The following is a 15473-nucleotide window of genomic DNA, read 5'->3' as shown; positions in this document are numbered from 1 at the left end:
AGATGTATTTAACTAACACACTTTAATTATGAAAAAAATAGTTTTAATCCTTTCAATCTTACTGAGTTCTACAGTTATGTTTTCACAGAAAGTAAAGGTGATAGAAGGGGATTTCAAGAACCTTAAGGGTATTGCAGTCTATAACTTGGAGTTTGATTACACTGGAGTTCAGATTCCAAAATACGATTCGGAAGAAGCGTTTTTAAAGGATAAAATGGAAAAACGTGAAAATAAGGAGGCTGGAGCTGGAGAGGAATTTAAAAAATCTTGGTTTGCAGATAGGGAAGAAAGATATGAGCCAAAGTTTATCGAATCTTTTAACAAGCGTTTTGATGGTGAGGTACGCGTAGCCAAAGATATAGATGCCGAATACACAATGAAAATACATTCCACAATGATGTGGGCAGGATACAACGTTGGGATAGTTAGAAAAAACGCTAAGCTTGAAGCTACGGTTTCGGTTTATAAAACAAGTAACCCCTCCGAAGTACTATGGTCTGCCAATTACACCAAAGTAGAAGGGAGTGGCGCTATGGGTTACGACTTCGATTCTGGATACAGAATTTCTGAAGCTTATGCCAAACTAGCTAAGGAAGTTGCTTACAACATAAAAAAGAAAGCAAAATAACTTTACTCGCTTAATCGCTGATTTTCCATATCAATAACCTTAGCAACCGTTTTAACCAAACGGTTGTGGTTTTTTACAAAAGGATTGGTTTCATCCCAAACATAACCTGCAAGTACAGCGCAAATTTGTTCTTTAATAACAGGATTTTCTGGTCGGTGAAAAAATATTTTCTGAAGATTCCCTGTGTACCATTCTTTTACATAGGTTCTAAATACATCTACACCTCTCATTATATACCCTGTGTACTCTGTTTCCCAATCTACTTGTTCACCTTTTAATTCTTTGGTTATTAGTTTGGCCGATTTTAATCCAGATTCGGTTGCGAAAGTTACTCCCGAAGAGAATACCGGGTCTAAAAATTCGGCGCTATTGCCGGTAAGAGCATAGCCCTTTCCGTAAAGTTGTTTTACAGCCTTAGAGTAATTTTTAATTGTATAAGGTTCAAATAAAAATTCTTCATCTTTTAGTCTATCGTAATAGTAACCGGAAATTTTTAGCATTTCCTTCATTTTGTCTGCATTTGTGCCTTTGTAGGATTCTATAAACGAGGTTGGTCCTACAAAACCAATACTAGTAACACCGTTTGAAAAAGGAATCACCCAAAGCCAAACATCATCTCTTACAACGTCAAAGGTTATAATAGTTCCTTCTACCCCTTCAGGTCTTCTATTTTCCTTAACGTGAGTGAATATTGCTGAATTAGCATCAAGAGAAGAAGGTTTGTCTAAATCTAATAATCGAGGTAAAACTCTTCCGTAGCCACTACTATCAATTATAAACTTGGCATTTATTTTATATTCTTTTCCATTTTCATCTTTTACAGTTGTGGTAGAGCTTCCCACCCCTTGAGTCAAATTAATATCCTCATCGTTAGTATTGAATTGCACATTGACAACTTCATGCCCAAACGAAACATCTACGCCTTTCTTCACTATTTCTTTAGCCAGTGTGTTATCAAAATCAGCACGAGGGACTTGCCAGGTGTAATCCCAACCAGGAGTGTGTTTTTTGCTAAAATCGAAATTACAAACAATGTTGTTTTTTAAAAATCGAGCTCCAGATTTTATTTCAAATCCTTGTGCCATCAAACAATCTAATAGCCCAGTCTCTTCAAAATGATCCATACAACGCGGTAATAGACTTTCGCCTATCACAAAACGTGGAAAGATATTTTTTTCAACTACTTTGCAGCTTATTCCATTGTTGTTTAAATAAGCAGCAGCCACGCACCCCGAAGGACCAGCTCCAATTATTAACACATCAACATTAATATCATTCATATAATTAAGAAATAGATTGTTAAAAAAATATAAATTTGCAGTGGAAAGTTACCAATTTATTTTCGCAGTACACATTTTTACACACTTAGATTCAAGAATAAATGCCAATACTACAAGGAAAACTGGAAATAGCAGATTTTGAAAAAACGATCTTCAAAAATGAAGCTGTCCAACTTCACAAAGATATAATAGAAAGAGTTCAAGGTAGTTTTAATTTTCTGAAAGAATTTTCTGAAAATAAAATTATTTACGGTGTCAATACTGGCTTTGGTCCGATGGCGCAATACAAGATTAAAGACGACGAACGCATTCAATTGCAATACAATCTTATCCGTAGCCACGCTTCTGGAACGGGGAATCCTATTTCTGCTCAACACGTACGCGCGGCAATGTTGGCTAGATTAAATACTTTAAGCCTAGGTAATAGTGGTGTTCATCCGTCTGTAGTTAACTTGATGAGCGAATTGCTTAACAAAAATATTATTCCGCTAATTTACGAACACGGAGGTGTAGGGGCGAGTGGTGACTTGGTACAACTGGCACACTTGGCATTGGTGCTAATTGGCGAAGGTGAAGTTTTTTATAAAGGCGAACGAAGAAATACAGCAGAAGTTTTCGAACTAGAAAACCTCGAACCTATAAAAGTTGAGTTACGTGAAGGTCTAGCGCTGATGAATGGAACTTCGGTTATGACGGGTATTGGTGTTGTAAATGTACTTTATACTAGAATTATAATGGATTGGATGATTAAAGCGTCTTCTGCCATCAATGAAATTGTAAAAGCTTACGACGATCATCTTTCTTTCGAATTGAATCAAACAAAAAGACACAACGGCCAACGTAAAGTTGCCGAGATGATGCGCACGCATTTAAGGGATAGTACGCTTACAAGAAAACGTGAACACCATTTATATAACGGAACTAAAGAAGAAGATGTTTTTGTTGAAAAAGTACAAGAGTATTACTCTTTGCGATGTGTTCCGCAGATATTAGGTCCAGTTTTAGACACGCTCGATTCTGTTGAAAATATTTTAATAGAAGAAGTAAACTCTGCAAACGACAATCCTATTATAGATGTTGAAAATAGAAATGTATATCACGGCGGAAATTTCCACGGCGATTATATTTCATTAGAAATGGATAAACTGAAAATTGTTGTGGCTAAAATGACAATGCTTTCGGAACGTCAACTTAACTATTTATTGAACTCAAAACTTAATGATATTCTTCCTCCATTTGTTAATTTGGGGAAATTAGGTTTAAATTTCGGAATGCAAGGAGTTCAGTTTACTGCAACTTCAACAACAGCAGAAAGTCAAATGCTTAGCAATCCGATGTATGTTCATAGTATTCCAAACAATAACGACAATCAAGATATTGTAAGTATGGGTACAAATGCTGCGCTTATCACTAAAAAAGTGATAGAAAATGCATTCGAAGTAGTTGCAATAGAGTTAATTACTATTGTTCAAGCTATTGAATATCTAGAAGTACAAAATCAAGTGTCTTCTGAAACCAAAAAAATGTATCAGCAAATTCGTGCGATAGTGCCTGTATTTAAAGAGGATGTGGTAATGTATCCTTATGTAAATGAGGTGAAAGAGTACTTGATGAATACTTCCAAATAAAATTATTCAGTCTCCTCAAAATTGTTTATTTTAACTTTAACTAACTTAAAATAAAAATATTATGAAATCGATACTTACAATTCTGAGCATTTTTTTGATGGGGATTAGTGCTGTAAACGCCCAAGAACTCGCCTTAGTACGAGACGGCGGAAGCTTTGGTTATATAAATAGATCTGGTGAATTTGTAATTCAACCACAGTATGACAAAGCAGGTAGCTTTTCGGGCAAGTACGCTGCAGTAATGAAAGACAAAAAATGGGGAGTTATAAACGCCACAGGAGAGTGGGTAATTCAACCTACCTACGATCGCATAAAGCCTTATAATTCTGGATACTTTTTAGTTGAAGAAGGTAAAGAGTGGAAGTATATAAACACTAATGGCGAAACCCTTAACACACCTGCCACCGATAAGTATTACGACTTCGATCAGGGCGTGGCAATTATTAGAAGTGGTGATAAAGTAGGTTTGATAGACACCAGTGGGAAAGCGATTGTTGAAACAAAATACGATGAAATTAAAAGTTTTAACGATGGCTATGCAAAGTTTAAAGAAGGAGAAAAATGGGGGTTGATAAGCAATAAAGGAAAGGTGTTTGTAGCTGCTGAATACGATGAGATTGGCGATTTTAGCAAAAATGGTATTTGGGCTAAAAAAGGCGATAGCTTTGGTGTGATCAACAACGGAACCTTTACACCGATTAATGGCGTTGAGAAAATGTGGGATTTCACAAATGATTCATCGCTAACTTATGCACGAAGCGGAGGTAAAATGGGATTTGTAAATGCTATGGGAGAATGGGTTGTACAGCCAACTTACGATAAAGTTCGTGCGTTTAATGCAGGTCTTGCTCCAGTTAATATGGGAAAGGAATGGGGATACATTAATGAAAAAGGTGAAAAGGTAATAGATATAAAATACAGAGACGCCGAGATATTTTCAGATGATGGTTTAGCACCCGTAAAAGAGAAAAAACTTTGGGGCTTTATAGACAAAACAGGAAATCTAGTAATTCCTATGGAATATGATATTTCAATTGGTATGTTTGGGTTTTTACAAAAGGGATCTGAAAAAGGTTTCCAAAACGGACTTGCGCGTGTGAAGTATAAGAAAGAATGGGGGTTTATAAATAAGAATGGCCAAGTAGTCGGCAAATGGTTCCAAAACGCAGAAAACTTTGTAGATGTTTCTAAATAGAATTTCTACTGAAGAAAATTGGGAATAAAAGATTGAGATTTAAATATATTGTAAAATGTTTCAACTGTTTTTTCTAAGAAATATGTGGAGCTGATTACAAGGAAAAATTTAAGTGTTTTTGTTGATTATTTATTAGTTGTAATCTTTTGGAAAAAGACTAAGAATTAAACATATTAAAAAGTTCCTCTCCTTTTTTCAAGAAATAGGTGGGGCTGATTACAAAGAATAATTTATGGGTTTTTACTAATTAATTATTAGTTGTAATCTTTAGTAAAAGACTAAGAATTAAACATATTAAAAAGTTCCTCCCATTTTTTCAAGGAATATGTGGGGCCGATTACAAAGAATAATTTAAATGTTTTTGCTGATTGATTATTAGTTGTAATATTTTAGTAAAAGACTAAGAATTAAACATATTAAAAAGTTCCTCCCCTTCTTTAGAGGGGAGGTGCCGAAGGCGGAGGGGTTACTCCGTGTGATAAATTTATATGAAAGAGAAAAAAAACAAACCGAAATACGCATTAATAACTGGAGGGTCACGCGGGATAGGTCGTGCCATTTGTATACAATTAGCAAAAGATTTAGACTATGGCCTTCTAATAAACTATAACGGCAACAAAGAAGCAGCCCAACAAACCCTGAACGAAGTTGAAGCCCTTGGGGGAAAAGGTGAAATTATGCAGTTTGACGTAACCAATGCCGAAGCTGTAAACAATGCACTGGACGCTTGGCACTCAGAAAACAAAGAAGCTGTTATTGAGGTAATTGTAAACAATGCAGGTATTACCAAAGACGGGTTGTTTATGTGGATGAACCAGGACGATTGGAATAGTGTTATTAACACTAGTCTAAATGGTTTTTACAATGTTACCAATGCTCTTATTCAGAAACTGTTGGTTAATAAATACGGGAGAGTAATAAATATGGTTTCAGTTTCTGGACTAAAGGGAACACCGGGCCAAGTAAATTATTCTGCTGCAAAAGGGGCGGTTATTGGAGCAACAAAAGCCTTAGCTCAAGAAGTTGCTAAACGCAATATTACTGTAAATGCAGTAGCACCAGGATTTATAAATAGTGATATGACTGCTGAGCTTGACCAGAAAGAGCTTAAAAAAATGGTTCCAGCCAATCGTTTTGGTGAAGCAGAGGAGGTAGCGCATTTAGTAAGTTTTTTAGCATCCAATAAAGCTTCATATATTACCGGGGAAGTTATTAATATTAATGGAGGTATTTATTCCTAAATTGAACGAAAAGTGAGAAGAGTAGTTATAACCGGTATGGGTATTTATTCTTGTATAGGGAAGAACCTAGAAGAAGTAAAAGAATCGTTATATAACGGAAAATCTGGCATTATCTGCGACGGAAAACGCAAAGATTTTGGTTACCGTTCTTGTTTGACAGGATGGGTAGAAGAGCCAGATTTAAAGAAACAACTTTCTCGTCGCGAACGTGTTAGTTTAGGTGAAGAAGGAGCGTATGCCTACGCAGCTACTTTGGAAGCCCTAAAAAATGCAAAAATAGACGAGCAATTTCTAGAAAAAAATGAAGTAGGAATTCTCTACGGAAATGATAGTACAGCAAAATCGGTAATTGAATCGGTAGATAAAATTCGAGAAAAGAAAGATACAACTCTTGTAGGGTCAGGTGCCATTTTTAAAGCAATGAACTCATCTGTAACGATGAATCTTGCAACTATTTTTAAGTTGAGAGGGATTAATTTTACAATTAGTGCAGCTTGTGCAAGTGGGTCGCATTCTGTTGGGATGGCATATTTTTTAATTAAAAACGGATTACAAGACTGCGTAATTTCAGGAGGAGCTCAAGAAATAAACGAATTTGCTATGGGAAGTTTTGATGGCTTAGGAGTTTTTTCTACTCAATTAGATCCAACTAAAGCTAGTCGTCCTTTCGATAAAGATCGCGATGGCTTGGTGCCTAGTGGTGGAGCTGCTACCTTAGTAATAGAAAGTTACGAAAGTGCAGTAAAGCGTGGCGCACCAATTTTAGGCGAAATTATTGGGTACGGATTTTCATCCAATGGGGATCATATTTCTACTCCTAACGTCGATGGCCCTTCTCGAGCAATGAAAATGGCCTTACAGCAAGCAAATATTAAAGCATCAGAAGTAGATTATGTAAATGCACACGCAACTTCAACTCCTGTAGGAGACGCCAATGAAGCCCTTGCAATCACCGATGTATTTGGTGAAAATGGCCCTTGCGTTAGTTCAACAAAATCAATGACAGGACACGAATGTTGGATGGCTGGAGCTAGCGAAATAATATATTCAATGCTTATGATGGAGCATTCTTTTGTTGCACCAAACATCAATTTGGAAAGTGTGGACGAGGCTGCTTCAAAATTAAACCTTGTTAACAAAACGTTAAACAAAAAAATTGATGTATTTTTGTCGAATTCATTTGGCTTTGGTGGTACCAATTCCGCATTAATTATTAAAAAATGCAAACTTTAGAAATGAACAAAGAAGTTATAGTAGAAAAGATCAACTACTTTTTGGTAGATGAATTTGAGGTGGATAAAGATGATATAGAACCAAATGCAAACCTAAAGGAAACGCTTGAGTTAGATAGCTTAGATTTCGTGGATTTGGTGGTTGCTATTGAAGCTAACTTTGGAGTTAAATTAACTGGTGAAGATTTTCAAAACATTCTAACTCTTCAAGATTTTTACGATTTAATCGAAACAAAAATCGGATAAAACACCCTATTTTAATATGGCGGGCGAGTGGGAAGGCAAAAGCAAAGGCACCGTTTTAGGGTATAAAATATTCATTTTTTTTATAAGAAAACTTGGTGTTAGAGCAGCTTATGGCTTGCTTTACTTTGTTGCGCTTTATTATGTTTTCTTCGCAGGAAAGAGCACCCAATCTATTTATTACTATTTTCGAAAAAGACTTAAATATTCAAGCTTCAAAAGCTTGGTGAGTATTTATAAAAGTTATTACGTTTTCGGAAAAACTATTATCGATAAAGCCGCAATCTCTTCAGGCTTAAAAAATAAATTCACTCATGAATGTGATGGTGTCGAAAATATAACTGACTTGCTTGACAAGCAACAAGGAGGAATACTTATTAGTGCTCACGTTGGGAATTTTGAAATCGCTGAATTCTTTTTCGAAGAAATTGATACTAGATCTCAAATTAGTCTTGTAACCACAGATGCTGAACATCGAAATATCAAAGAGTATATGGAGAAAGTTACTGTGCGTTCTAAGATTAAATTTATTTTGGTGAAGGACGATATGTCACATATATTTGAAATTAATAACGCATTGAGTAATGGAGAATTAGTTTGCTTCACTGGCGACAGATATATGAAAGATCAAAAGGTGTTGTCGGAATCGTTGCTGGGGAAAGAAGCTAATTTTCCAGCAGGACCATTTCTTTTAGCCAGCAGATTAAATGTGCCTGTATTGTTTGTTTATGTTATGAAAGAAACTAACAAGCATTACCACTTATACGCTCGAAAAGCCGAAGTGAAAAGCCGAGATGCACAAGGGTTGTTAAAAAAATATACAGAAAGTGTAGAGTGGATGTTGGGAAAGTATCCTTTGCAGTGGTTTAATTATTTTGATTTTTGGGAAACAGATGACTAATTTTTATCTTTCTTGCCACCTAACTAAAGGACTAGCAAGACCTTTTATGGTAAGAAAAGTTTTTCTGTAGGAAGTCATTATCCCAGCATATCCTGCTAGGTTTCCAAGATCTTGTAGGTGTAAATAAACAGCTTATGAAAGAAGTATTAATAGTATATTATTCTCAAACTGGACAGTTAACTAATATCTTAAATAATATTGCAACAACGCTCTCTGGTGAAGAAGTAAATATTTCTTATCACGAAATAGTTCCGAAGAAAAAATTTCCCTTCCCTTGGACTCAAGAAGAATTTTATGGCGCTTTTCCTGAAACTTTTCTTCAAATTCCAACACCTTTAGAAGCAGTACCACCTAATGTGCTTCAAAAGAAATACGACTTAGTAATTTTAGGATATACAACTTGGTATTTAACGCCGTCAATTCCTATAAATTCATTTTTAAAATCGGAAGAAGCTAAAGTCTTACTTAACATCACTCCTGTAGTTACTGTTTCCGCAAGTAGAAATATGTGGATTATGGCTCAGGAAAAAGTTAAGAAGTTGCTACAAGCAAACAGTGCCAAACTAGTTGGGAACATAGCTTTGGTAGATAAAAACCTAAATCACATTAGTGTTATAACAATCGTACATTGGCTAATGGGCGGTAAAAAAACAAGAATGTTTGGTGTCTTCCCGAAGCCAGGAGTTTCTGATAGTGATATTCAAGCTTCATCACGATTCGGAGGCCCAATTAAAGCGGCTTTGTTAAAAAATGACTATTCAGATTTACAAAGTAATCTATTGAGTATTGGAGCAGTAAAGGTTGAAGCATCACTTATTGCCACGGACATTAGAGGAAACATGGTTTTTACAAAATGGGCTAATCAATTAATTAAAAAAGAAGGCGAAGAAAGAAAGAAATGGCTCGTTTATTTTAAATATTATTTGTTATTTGCAATATGGCTTATAGCCCCAATAGTATTTATTGTATTTTTACTTACCTATCTCCCCATGTATCGTAAAATACAAAAAAATATAGCTTATTATTCATCAGTTGAATTAAAGAAGGATTAATGAAGAACGTTTACATTACTAGAATTTCGAAGTTTTTACCTAACGACCCCGTTGAAAATGAGGAAATGGAGGAGAAACTTGGTATAATTAACGGCAAGAACTCAAAAGCACGCCGAATTATTCTTAGAAACAACCAAATTAAAACGCGTTATTACGCCATCGATAAAGATGGAAATGTAACTCATAACAATGCACAGTTAGTAGCAGAAGCAGTCGAGGCTTTGTGCGACGATACTTTTAGCAAAAACGATATCGAACTACTTTCTTGCGGAACTTCAAGTCCAGATCAAATCCTACCAAGCCACGCAGCTATGGTACACGGATTTTTAAAGAATGGAAACCTTGAAGTTAATTCTCCTTCGGGTGCTTGTTGCGCGGGAATGAATGCTTTAAAGTACGGCTATATGGCTGTGAAGTCTGATCAAGTAAAAAATGCAGTTTGTACAGGTTCCGAGAGAACTTCTTCTTGGATGAAATCTGATATTTTTGAAGATGAAGTGGCTCATTTAGAATCAATAGAAGAGCAACCTATTCTAGCTTTCAACAAAGAATTTTTGCGTTGGATGCTTTCTGATGGTGCTGGAGCTGTGCTTTTAGAAAGTGAACCAAACGGAAAAACACCCCTAAAAATTGAATGGATGGAAGGCTATAGCTATGCCTTCGAGCTTGAAACATGTATGTATGCAGGTGGAGATAAGTTAGAAAACGGACACCTAAAGCCGTGGAGTGAATATCCCGCAGACGAGTGGGGGAAAAGGTCACTTTTTGCTATGAAGCAAGATGTAAAATTACTTGGTGAAAATATCCTTCAAAAAGGTGTGGCAAGTATGAAGTTGGCTATGGAAAAGCACAATATCACAGAAGATGATATCGACTATTACCTACCGCATATTTCTTCATATTACTTTAAAGAAAACCTATATAAAGAAATTGAAAATCAAGGGCTCCATATGCCTTGGGAAAAATGGTTTTTAAACCTTCAAAAGGTAGGGAATGTAGGTGCAGGTTCAATTTATCTTATGTTGGAGGAATTAATTAATTCCGGAAAACTTAAAAAAGGAGATAGAATTTTCCTTCAGGTTCCTGAAAGTGCGCGATTTGCATATTCTTACGCATACCTAACAGTAGTATAAATGATTAAATTCACGGAAGAAATAACGGATAAAGATTTCATCGGAAAATTGATTCCTCAGAAAGCGCCGTTTGTAATGGTAGACAAACTACTTCACTTTGAAGAAAATAAAGTAGTAGCAGGCTTTAGCATTTCCGAAGAAAATATTTTCACTCAAAACAAAAAGTTTACTGCGCCAGGTTTAATAGAGCATATGGCTCAATCGGTGGCACTTTATACGGGTTATCAATATCATTTAAAAAATGAAGAAGCACCAATAGGTTATATTGGAGCCATAAAAAAAGCTGAAATTTTTAAACTTCCTGAAGTGGGAGCAGAATTAAAAACAACTGTAAATATACTCCACGATATTATGGGAGTTACACTTGTTAATGTTGAAACTGAATGCGATGGAAAAGTAATTGCATCTAGTGAAATGAAAACTGTATTAGCTAACTAATGAAGTCTACCGATATTTCAGATATTGATATTTCAAATTTTCTACCACATCGTAAGCCGATGTTAATGGTAGATTCGGTTGTGGATATAAACGATGATTCTGTTGCAACGAAATTTTATATAGCTGAAGAGTGTGTTTTTATAAAAAACGGAAGTCTATCAGAAACTGGACTTATAGAAAATGCTGCACAGGCAGCTTCTGGGGTAGTTGGACAAACATTTTTTGAAAAAGACGATGTAAAAGGAACGGGCAACAAGCTAGTTGGTTATATAAGTGCTGTAAGAAAAGTGGAGATACTTCAGTTACCGAAGGTAGGTGAAACTATTATAACAAAGGCAAAACTACTTTCACGGTTTGACACAGGCGAAATGACAATGTGCAGTTTAGACACTGAAACCTATATCGATGAAAAATTAATTGTATCTTCTACTATGAATTTTTTAATACATGAGGTCTGATAATGAAAAAGGAAGAAGTACCACAAGATAAGAGTAATTTAGAATCTGCAAATTTTCGCGAACTCTGTTATGCGATTGACGAAAATGGTGAATATACCACAGCAAATAGCACTGGTTGGGAGCCTAAAACAGTGGCATTAAATAATGCTATTGATGAAATAAACGAAAGAATTGAAGATGCAAAAAAGCGTGTTTTAGAAGGAAAAACTAGCCCGATAGAATATTATATGGAACTCCATAAAATGGATGTTGGGATTTTAGCGAGCTATGTTGGTTTATGGCAATGGAGGGTAAAAAGACATTTTAAACCTTCGGTTTTTAAAAAGTTAAAAACTAATACTTTGCAGAAGTACGCTGAGGTTTTCGAAATTTCAGTCGATGAGTTAAAAACTGTAAAGTGATAATTCTCAAAATAATAGACATTTAATTCCTTTAATGAGCGCTTTTAAAACTTCGTAATTCATCCAGTTAAAACCTAAATTTTAACCGAATACAAATTGCCGCAACTCTATAAATACGATAGTTGTTTCTTATTTAGATTTGTGGTTAAAAACATTAATATTGAAAGAAGAAACCATAATTAACTTTACCCACCATCAAGCTGCTCACTGTGAGAACGGGGTAGTTTCAAACTTGATGAAACACAACGGCTTTAGCGTTAGCGAGCCTATGGTTTTTGGTATCGGCAGTGGATTACTATTCTGTTATATACCATTTCTAAAAGTAAATCACGCACCTGTAATTACATATCGCGCTATGCCTGGTCATATTTTTAAAAAATTTGCCAAGCGTACTGGTATAAAAATGAAGCGTGAAAAGTTCAGTAATCCAAAAGAAGCACAAAGCAAATTAGATGAAAATCTGGAGCGCAACAATCCTGTTGGTTTACAAGTGGGCGTTTATAACCTTTTATATTTTCCTGATGAATACCGTTTCCATTTCAACGCTCACAATATGGTGGTGTATGGAAAGCAAGATGGCCGTTATTTAATTAGCGACCCAGTAATGGAAGAAGTTACTTCACTTTCTGAAAAAGAATTGGAAAAAGTGCGTTTTGCTAAGGGGGCCTTTGCACCTAAAGGGCATATGTATTATCCTATTTCTTTTCCTGAAAAATTGGAACTTGAAAAAGCTATTGTTTCAGGAATTAAAGATACTTGTAAAACCATGCTTGCGCCCATTCCAATTGTAGGAGTGAAGGGAATTAAAACTATTGCAAATTTAATTCGTAAATGGCCTAAGAAGAAAGGAATTAAAACTGCGAATCATTATCTAGGTCAAGTAGTGCGAATGCAGGAAGAAATAGGAACTGGAGGCGGTGGATTCCGATATATTTATGCAGCATTTCTTCAAGAATCTGGTAAGTTATTAGGAAATGAAAACCTGACAGAACTTGCAAAAGAAATGACTGAAATCGGGGATTTATGGCGTGACTTTGCCGTTGAAGCTTCAAGGATTTATAAAAATAGATCGCGAAGTGATGTAGGACAATCCGAAAACTATAACCAAGTAGCAAATCAGTTAGACCATATAGCCGACTTAGAAAAAGTGTTTTTTAAGAAATTGAAAAAGGCAATCTAATTAAGTTTTAAAAACCCTTAGTGGGATTTAGTACAGCATATGATACAGATTAATCAACTTTCAAAAAAATACAAAGGCGCCGAATTATTTTCGGTTAAAGACCTTGATTTGAAAGTTGAGGAGGGTGAAATTTACGGTTTACTCGGCCCAAACGGAGCAGGTAAAACCACGTTAATTTCTATGCTAACTTCACTGTTAAAGCCAACTTCAGGTACGTTTACTATTAATAGTTTGAATTTTAAAGAGCATAAAAATCAGCTAAAACAATTAATAGGAATTGTTCCTCAGGAATACGCACTTTACCCAACACTTACTGCGTATGAGAACCTGGAGTATTTCGGAAGTATGTACGGTATAAAAGGTGGGGACTTAAAAAAATCTATCATGCAACATTTGGAGATAATGGGGCTTTCAAAATTCGCCAATAAAAAAACAGCAACTTTTTCTGGAGGAATGAAACGTCGTGTAAACTTAATAGCGGGAATCCTTCATCAACCAAAAGTGTTGTTTCTAGATGAACCAACAGTTGGAGTAGATGTACAGTCAAAAAACGTAATTATAGACCATCTAAAATATTTAAACGAGCAGGGAACAACTATTGTTTACACCTCGCATCATTTAAACGAAGCTGAGGTTTTTTGTACGCGTGTTGCTATAATCGATAATGGAGAAATTATTGTTGAAGGAGTCCCTTCTGAATTGATAAACAATCAAGCCGCTGCCAACAACCTCGAAGATGTGTTTTTGGCAAAAACGGGTAATGCACTTCGCGATTATGCATAAACTTTGGGCTTCAACATACAAAGAAATGCTACTGCTTTTACGCGATTTAGGCGGAATAGCAATCCTTTTCGTGATGCCAATGTTATTGCTTGTTGTTATTACTTTGGTTCAGGATAGTACGTTTAAAACCATTAGCGACATTAAAATTCCTGTGCTGTTAGTGGATAATGATAAAGGGGAAGTTTCAAAGAATATTATAGATAATCTTTCCGAATCTAATTCCTTTCAAATTCTTCAAAAAGTCACTGAAGAAGAAGCGAAAGAAGCTGTTTTCGCAGGAAAATATCAGCTAGCTATCGTAATTCCTGAAAGTCTCTCTACGTCTCTTCAGAAGAAAGTAAATCAAAATGTTGAAGAGATTTTATCCAAATTTGGGTTGGAGGAAGATAGTTCGCTTGTTGAAAAAGAAACTATTCCCGTTAAGGAAGTCCGACTTTATTTTGATCCAGCTACACAAGTGAGTTTTAAGTCTTCAGTTAAAAATGGAATCGATAAAATGATTTCAAAAATTGAAACCCAAAGTATTTACAAAGCTTTTCAATCTGAATTGGGGGAAGACGAGGACGAATCGATATTTGATACAGAAAATTTTATTGCTTTCAAGGAAATTTTACCAACCAAGAACAATGAAGAAATTATTCCAAACTCGGCACAACACAACGTTCCAGCTTGGACGTTGTTTGCAATCTTTTTCATTATTGTTCCGCTTTCAATAAATTTAGTAAAAGAAAAAAATCAAGGAACTTTTGTTCGATTACGAACTCAACCTGTAAATTATGCCACAGTTTTAGGAGGAAAAACGATAGTGTATTTAGGGGTTTGCCTTATTCAATTTACATTAATGTTGTTGGTGGGAATATATGTTTTTCCAGCCATCGGACTTCCTGTGGTGGATGTAACAGGTAAACTGTTTTTGCTATATGTTGTAGCTATATTTTCAGGATTGGCTGCTATTGGTTTAGGGTTGCTTTTGGGAACGATAGCAAAAACCCAAGAGCAAGCAGCGCCGTTTGGAGCAACAACGGTCGTAATTTTAGCCGCACTCGGTGGGGTTTGGGTTCCAGTATTTGTGATGCCAAAATTTATGCAGTTGATTTCAAAAATATCTCCTATGAATTGGGGCTTGGAAGCATTTTATGATGTATTTTTAAGAAATGTGAGTTTTGTTAAAATCCTTCCTGAAATTTCATTATTATTGCTGTTTTTCCTGCTAACAATTTTAATAGCAATAATTTATAATCGTAGTAAAAATGCCGTCTGATAAAAATAATGAAATAAGTTTCACTTCTGAAATACGAGTGCGTTTCACCGAAACCGATCCGTTAGGGATTGTTTGGCACGGGAATTATATACAATACTTTGAAGACGGTAGAGAAGCCTTTGGGCGCGAACACGGTATTTCGTATTTAGAGCAAAAGGCCAATGGATACACCTCACCAATTGTTAAATCTACTTGTGAGCATAAATTACCATTGCGATATGGAGATGTAGCAACTATCAAAACCACATTTGTACCCTCGCGTGCAGCAAAAATGATTTTTAAATACAAAATCTATAACCCTGAAGGGAAAGAAGTATGTGTAGGGGAAACTATTCAGGTTTTTTTAAATGAAGACGGAAAGCTCTCTCTTACAATGCCTGAGTTTTTTGCTAAGTGGAGAGAGAAAATGGGAGTTTAAA

General features: G+C 35.6%; 17 protein-coding genes. 16 read left to right on the top strand and 1 reads right to left on the bottom strand.

The window, feature by feature from the left end:
• The first annotated feature begins 28 nt into the window (after positions 1 to 28).
• Entirely contained in the window at positions 29 to 628 is a 600-nt protein-coding gene (locus tag H4O20_RS00585) for a hypothetical protein (RefSeq protein WP_185097935.1), read from the top strand.
• Between the two features lie 2 nt (positions 629 to 630).
• On the opposite strand, the gene H4O20_RS00580 is transcribed toward H4O20_RS00585, so the two are convergent.
• Positions 631 to 1908: an NAD(P)/FAD-dependent oxidoreductase gene (locus tag H4O20_RS00580; protein ID WP_185097934.1), complete on the bottom strand. Its 1278-nt coding sequence runs from the start codon at positions 1906 to 1908 to the stop codon at positions 631 to 633.
• A 101-nt stretch (positions 1909 to 2009) separates the two neighbouring features.
• Between H4O20_RS00580 and hutH the strand changes: the two genes are divergently transcribed.
• From hutH to H4O20_RS00505, 15 genes are all read left to right on the top strand, one after another.
• Complete coding sequence (gene hutH, locus H4O20_RS00575; protein ID WP_185097933.1) at positions 2010 to 3536, top strand: histidine ammonia-lyase; 1527 nt, start codon at positions 2010 to 2012, stop codon at positions 3534 to 3536.
• 61 nt (positions 3537 to 3597) lie between these two features.
• Entirely contained in the window at positions 3598 to 4731 is a 1134-nt protein-coding gene (locus H4O20_RS00570; protein ID WP_139856644.1) for a WG repeat-containing protein, read from the top strand.
• Between the two features lie 488 nt (positions 4732 to 5219).
• Positions 5220 to 5972: a 3-oxoacyl-ACP reductase FabG gene (gene fabG, locus H4O20_RS00565; RefSeq protein WP_139855611.1), complete on the top strand. Its 753-nt coding sequence runs from the start codon at positions 5220 to 5222 to the stop codon at positions 5970 to 5972.
• 12 nt (positions 5973 to 5984) lie between these two features.
• Complete coding sequence (locus H4O20_RS00560) at positions 5985 to 7205, top strand: beta-ketoacyl synthase (RefSeq protein ID WP_185097932.1); 1221 nt, start codon at positions 5985 to 5987, stop codon at positions 7203 to 7205.
• Between the two features lie 2 nt (positions 7206 to 7207).
• A complete protein-coding gene (locus H4O20_RS00555; RefSeq protein WP_139855619.1) occupies positions 7208 to 7450 on the top strand; it encodes an acyl carrier protein in 243 nt (80 codons plus the stop codon).
• Positions 7451 to 7466: 16 nt separating this feature from the next.
• The gene (locus tag H4O20_RS00550) at positions 7467 to 8348 is read left to right on the top strand and encodes a lipid A biosynthesis acyltransferase (RefSeq protein ID WP_185097931.1); all 882 of its coding nucleotides are present in this window, start codon (positions 7467 to 7469) and stop codon (positions 8346 to 8348) included.
• A 134-nt stretch (positions 8349 to 8482) separates the two neighbouring features.
• The gene (locus tag H4O20_RS00545) at positions 8483 to 9400 is read left to right on the top strand and encodes a dialkylrecorsinol condensing enzyme DarA (protein WP_185097930.1); all 918 of its coding nucleotides are present in this window, start codon (positions 8483 to 8485) and stop codon (positions 9398 to 9400) included.
• Positions 9400 to 10533, top strand: coding sequence for a beta-ketoacyl-ACP synthase III (locus tag H4O20_RS00540; protein WP_139855607.1), 1134 nt, complete (start codon positions 9400 to 9402; stop codon positions 10531 to 10533). The genes H4O20_RS00545 and H4O20_RS00540 overlap by 1 nt, the downstream gene beginning before the upstream one ends.
• A complete protein-coding gene (locus H4O20_RS00535; RefSeq protein ID WP_185097929.1) occupies positions 10534 to 10971 on the top strand; it encodes a hypothetical protein in 438 nt (145 codons plus the stop codon).
• Positions 10971 to 11429, top strand: coding sequence for an ABC transporter permease (locus tag H4O20_RS00530; protein WP_185097928.1), 459 nt, complete (start codon positions 10971 to 10973; stop codon positions 11427 to 11429). Before H4O20_RS00535 ends, H4O20_RS00530 begins: the two co-directional genes overlap by 1 nt.
• 2 nt (positions 11430 to 11431) lie before the next feature.
• A complete protein-coding gene (locus H4O20_RS00525) occupies positions 11432 to 11830 on the top strand; it encodes a hypothetical protein (protein WP_139855604.1) in 399 nt (132 codons plus the stop codon).
• 160 nt (positions 11831 to 11990) lie between these two features.
• Positions 11991 to 13010: a BtrH N-terminal domain-containing protein gene (locus H4O20_RS00520; protein WP_246051405.1), complete on the top strand. Its 1020-nt coding sequence runs from the start codon at positions 11991 to 11993 to the stop codon at positions 13008 to 13010.
• Between the two features lie 39 nt (positions 13011 to 13049).
• Positions 13050 to 13793 (top strand): ABC transporter ATP-binding protein, encoded by a 744-nt coding sequence (locus H4O20_RS00515; protein ID WP_185097927.1) that lies wholly within the window; start codon positions 13050 to 13052, stop codon positions 13791 to 13793.
• Positions 13771 to 15054 carry an ABC transporter permease gene (locus tag H4O20_RS00510; protein ID WP_260402620.1) on the top strand — a complete coding sequence of 428 codons (1284 nt, stop codon included), beginning with the start codon at positions 13771 to 13773 and terminating at the stop codon, positions 15052 to 15054. Before H4O20_RS00515 ends, H4O20_RS00510 begins: the two co-directional genes overlap by 23 nt.
• Positions 15044 to 15472 (top strand): thioesterase family protein, encoded by a 429-nt coding sequence (locus H4O20_RS00505; protein ID WP_185097926.1) that lies wholly within the window; start codon positions 15044 to 15046, stop codon positions 15470 to 15472. The genes H4O20_RS00510 and H4O20_RS00505 overlap by 11 nt, the downstream gene beginning before the upstream one ends.
• The last annotated feature ends 1 nt before the right edge of the window (position 15473 follow it).

This window comes from Aequorivita sp. 609 (assembly GCF_014212065.1).
Lineage (GTDB): Bacteria > Bacteroidota > Bacteroidia > Flavobacteriales > Flavobacteriaceae > Aequorivita > Aequorivita sinensis.
This window is presented reverse-complemented; position numbering and strand designations above follow the sequence as displayed.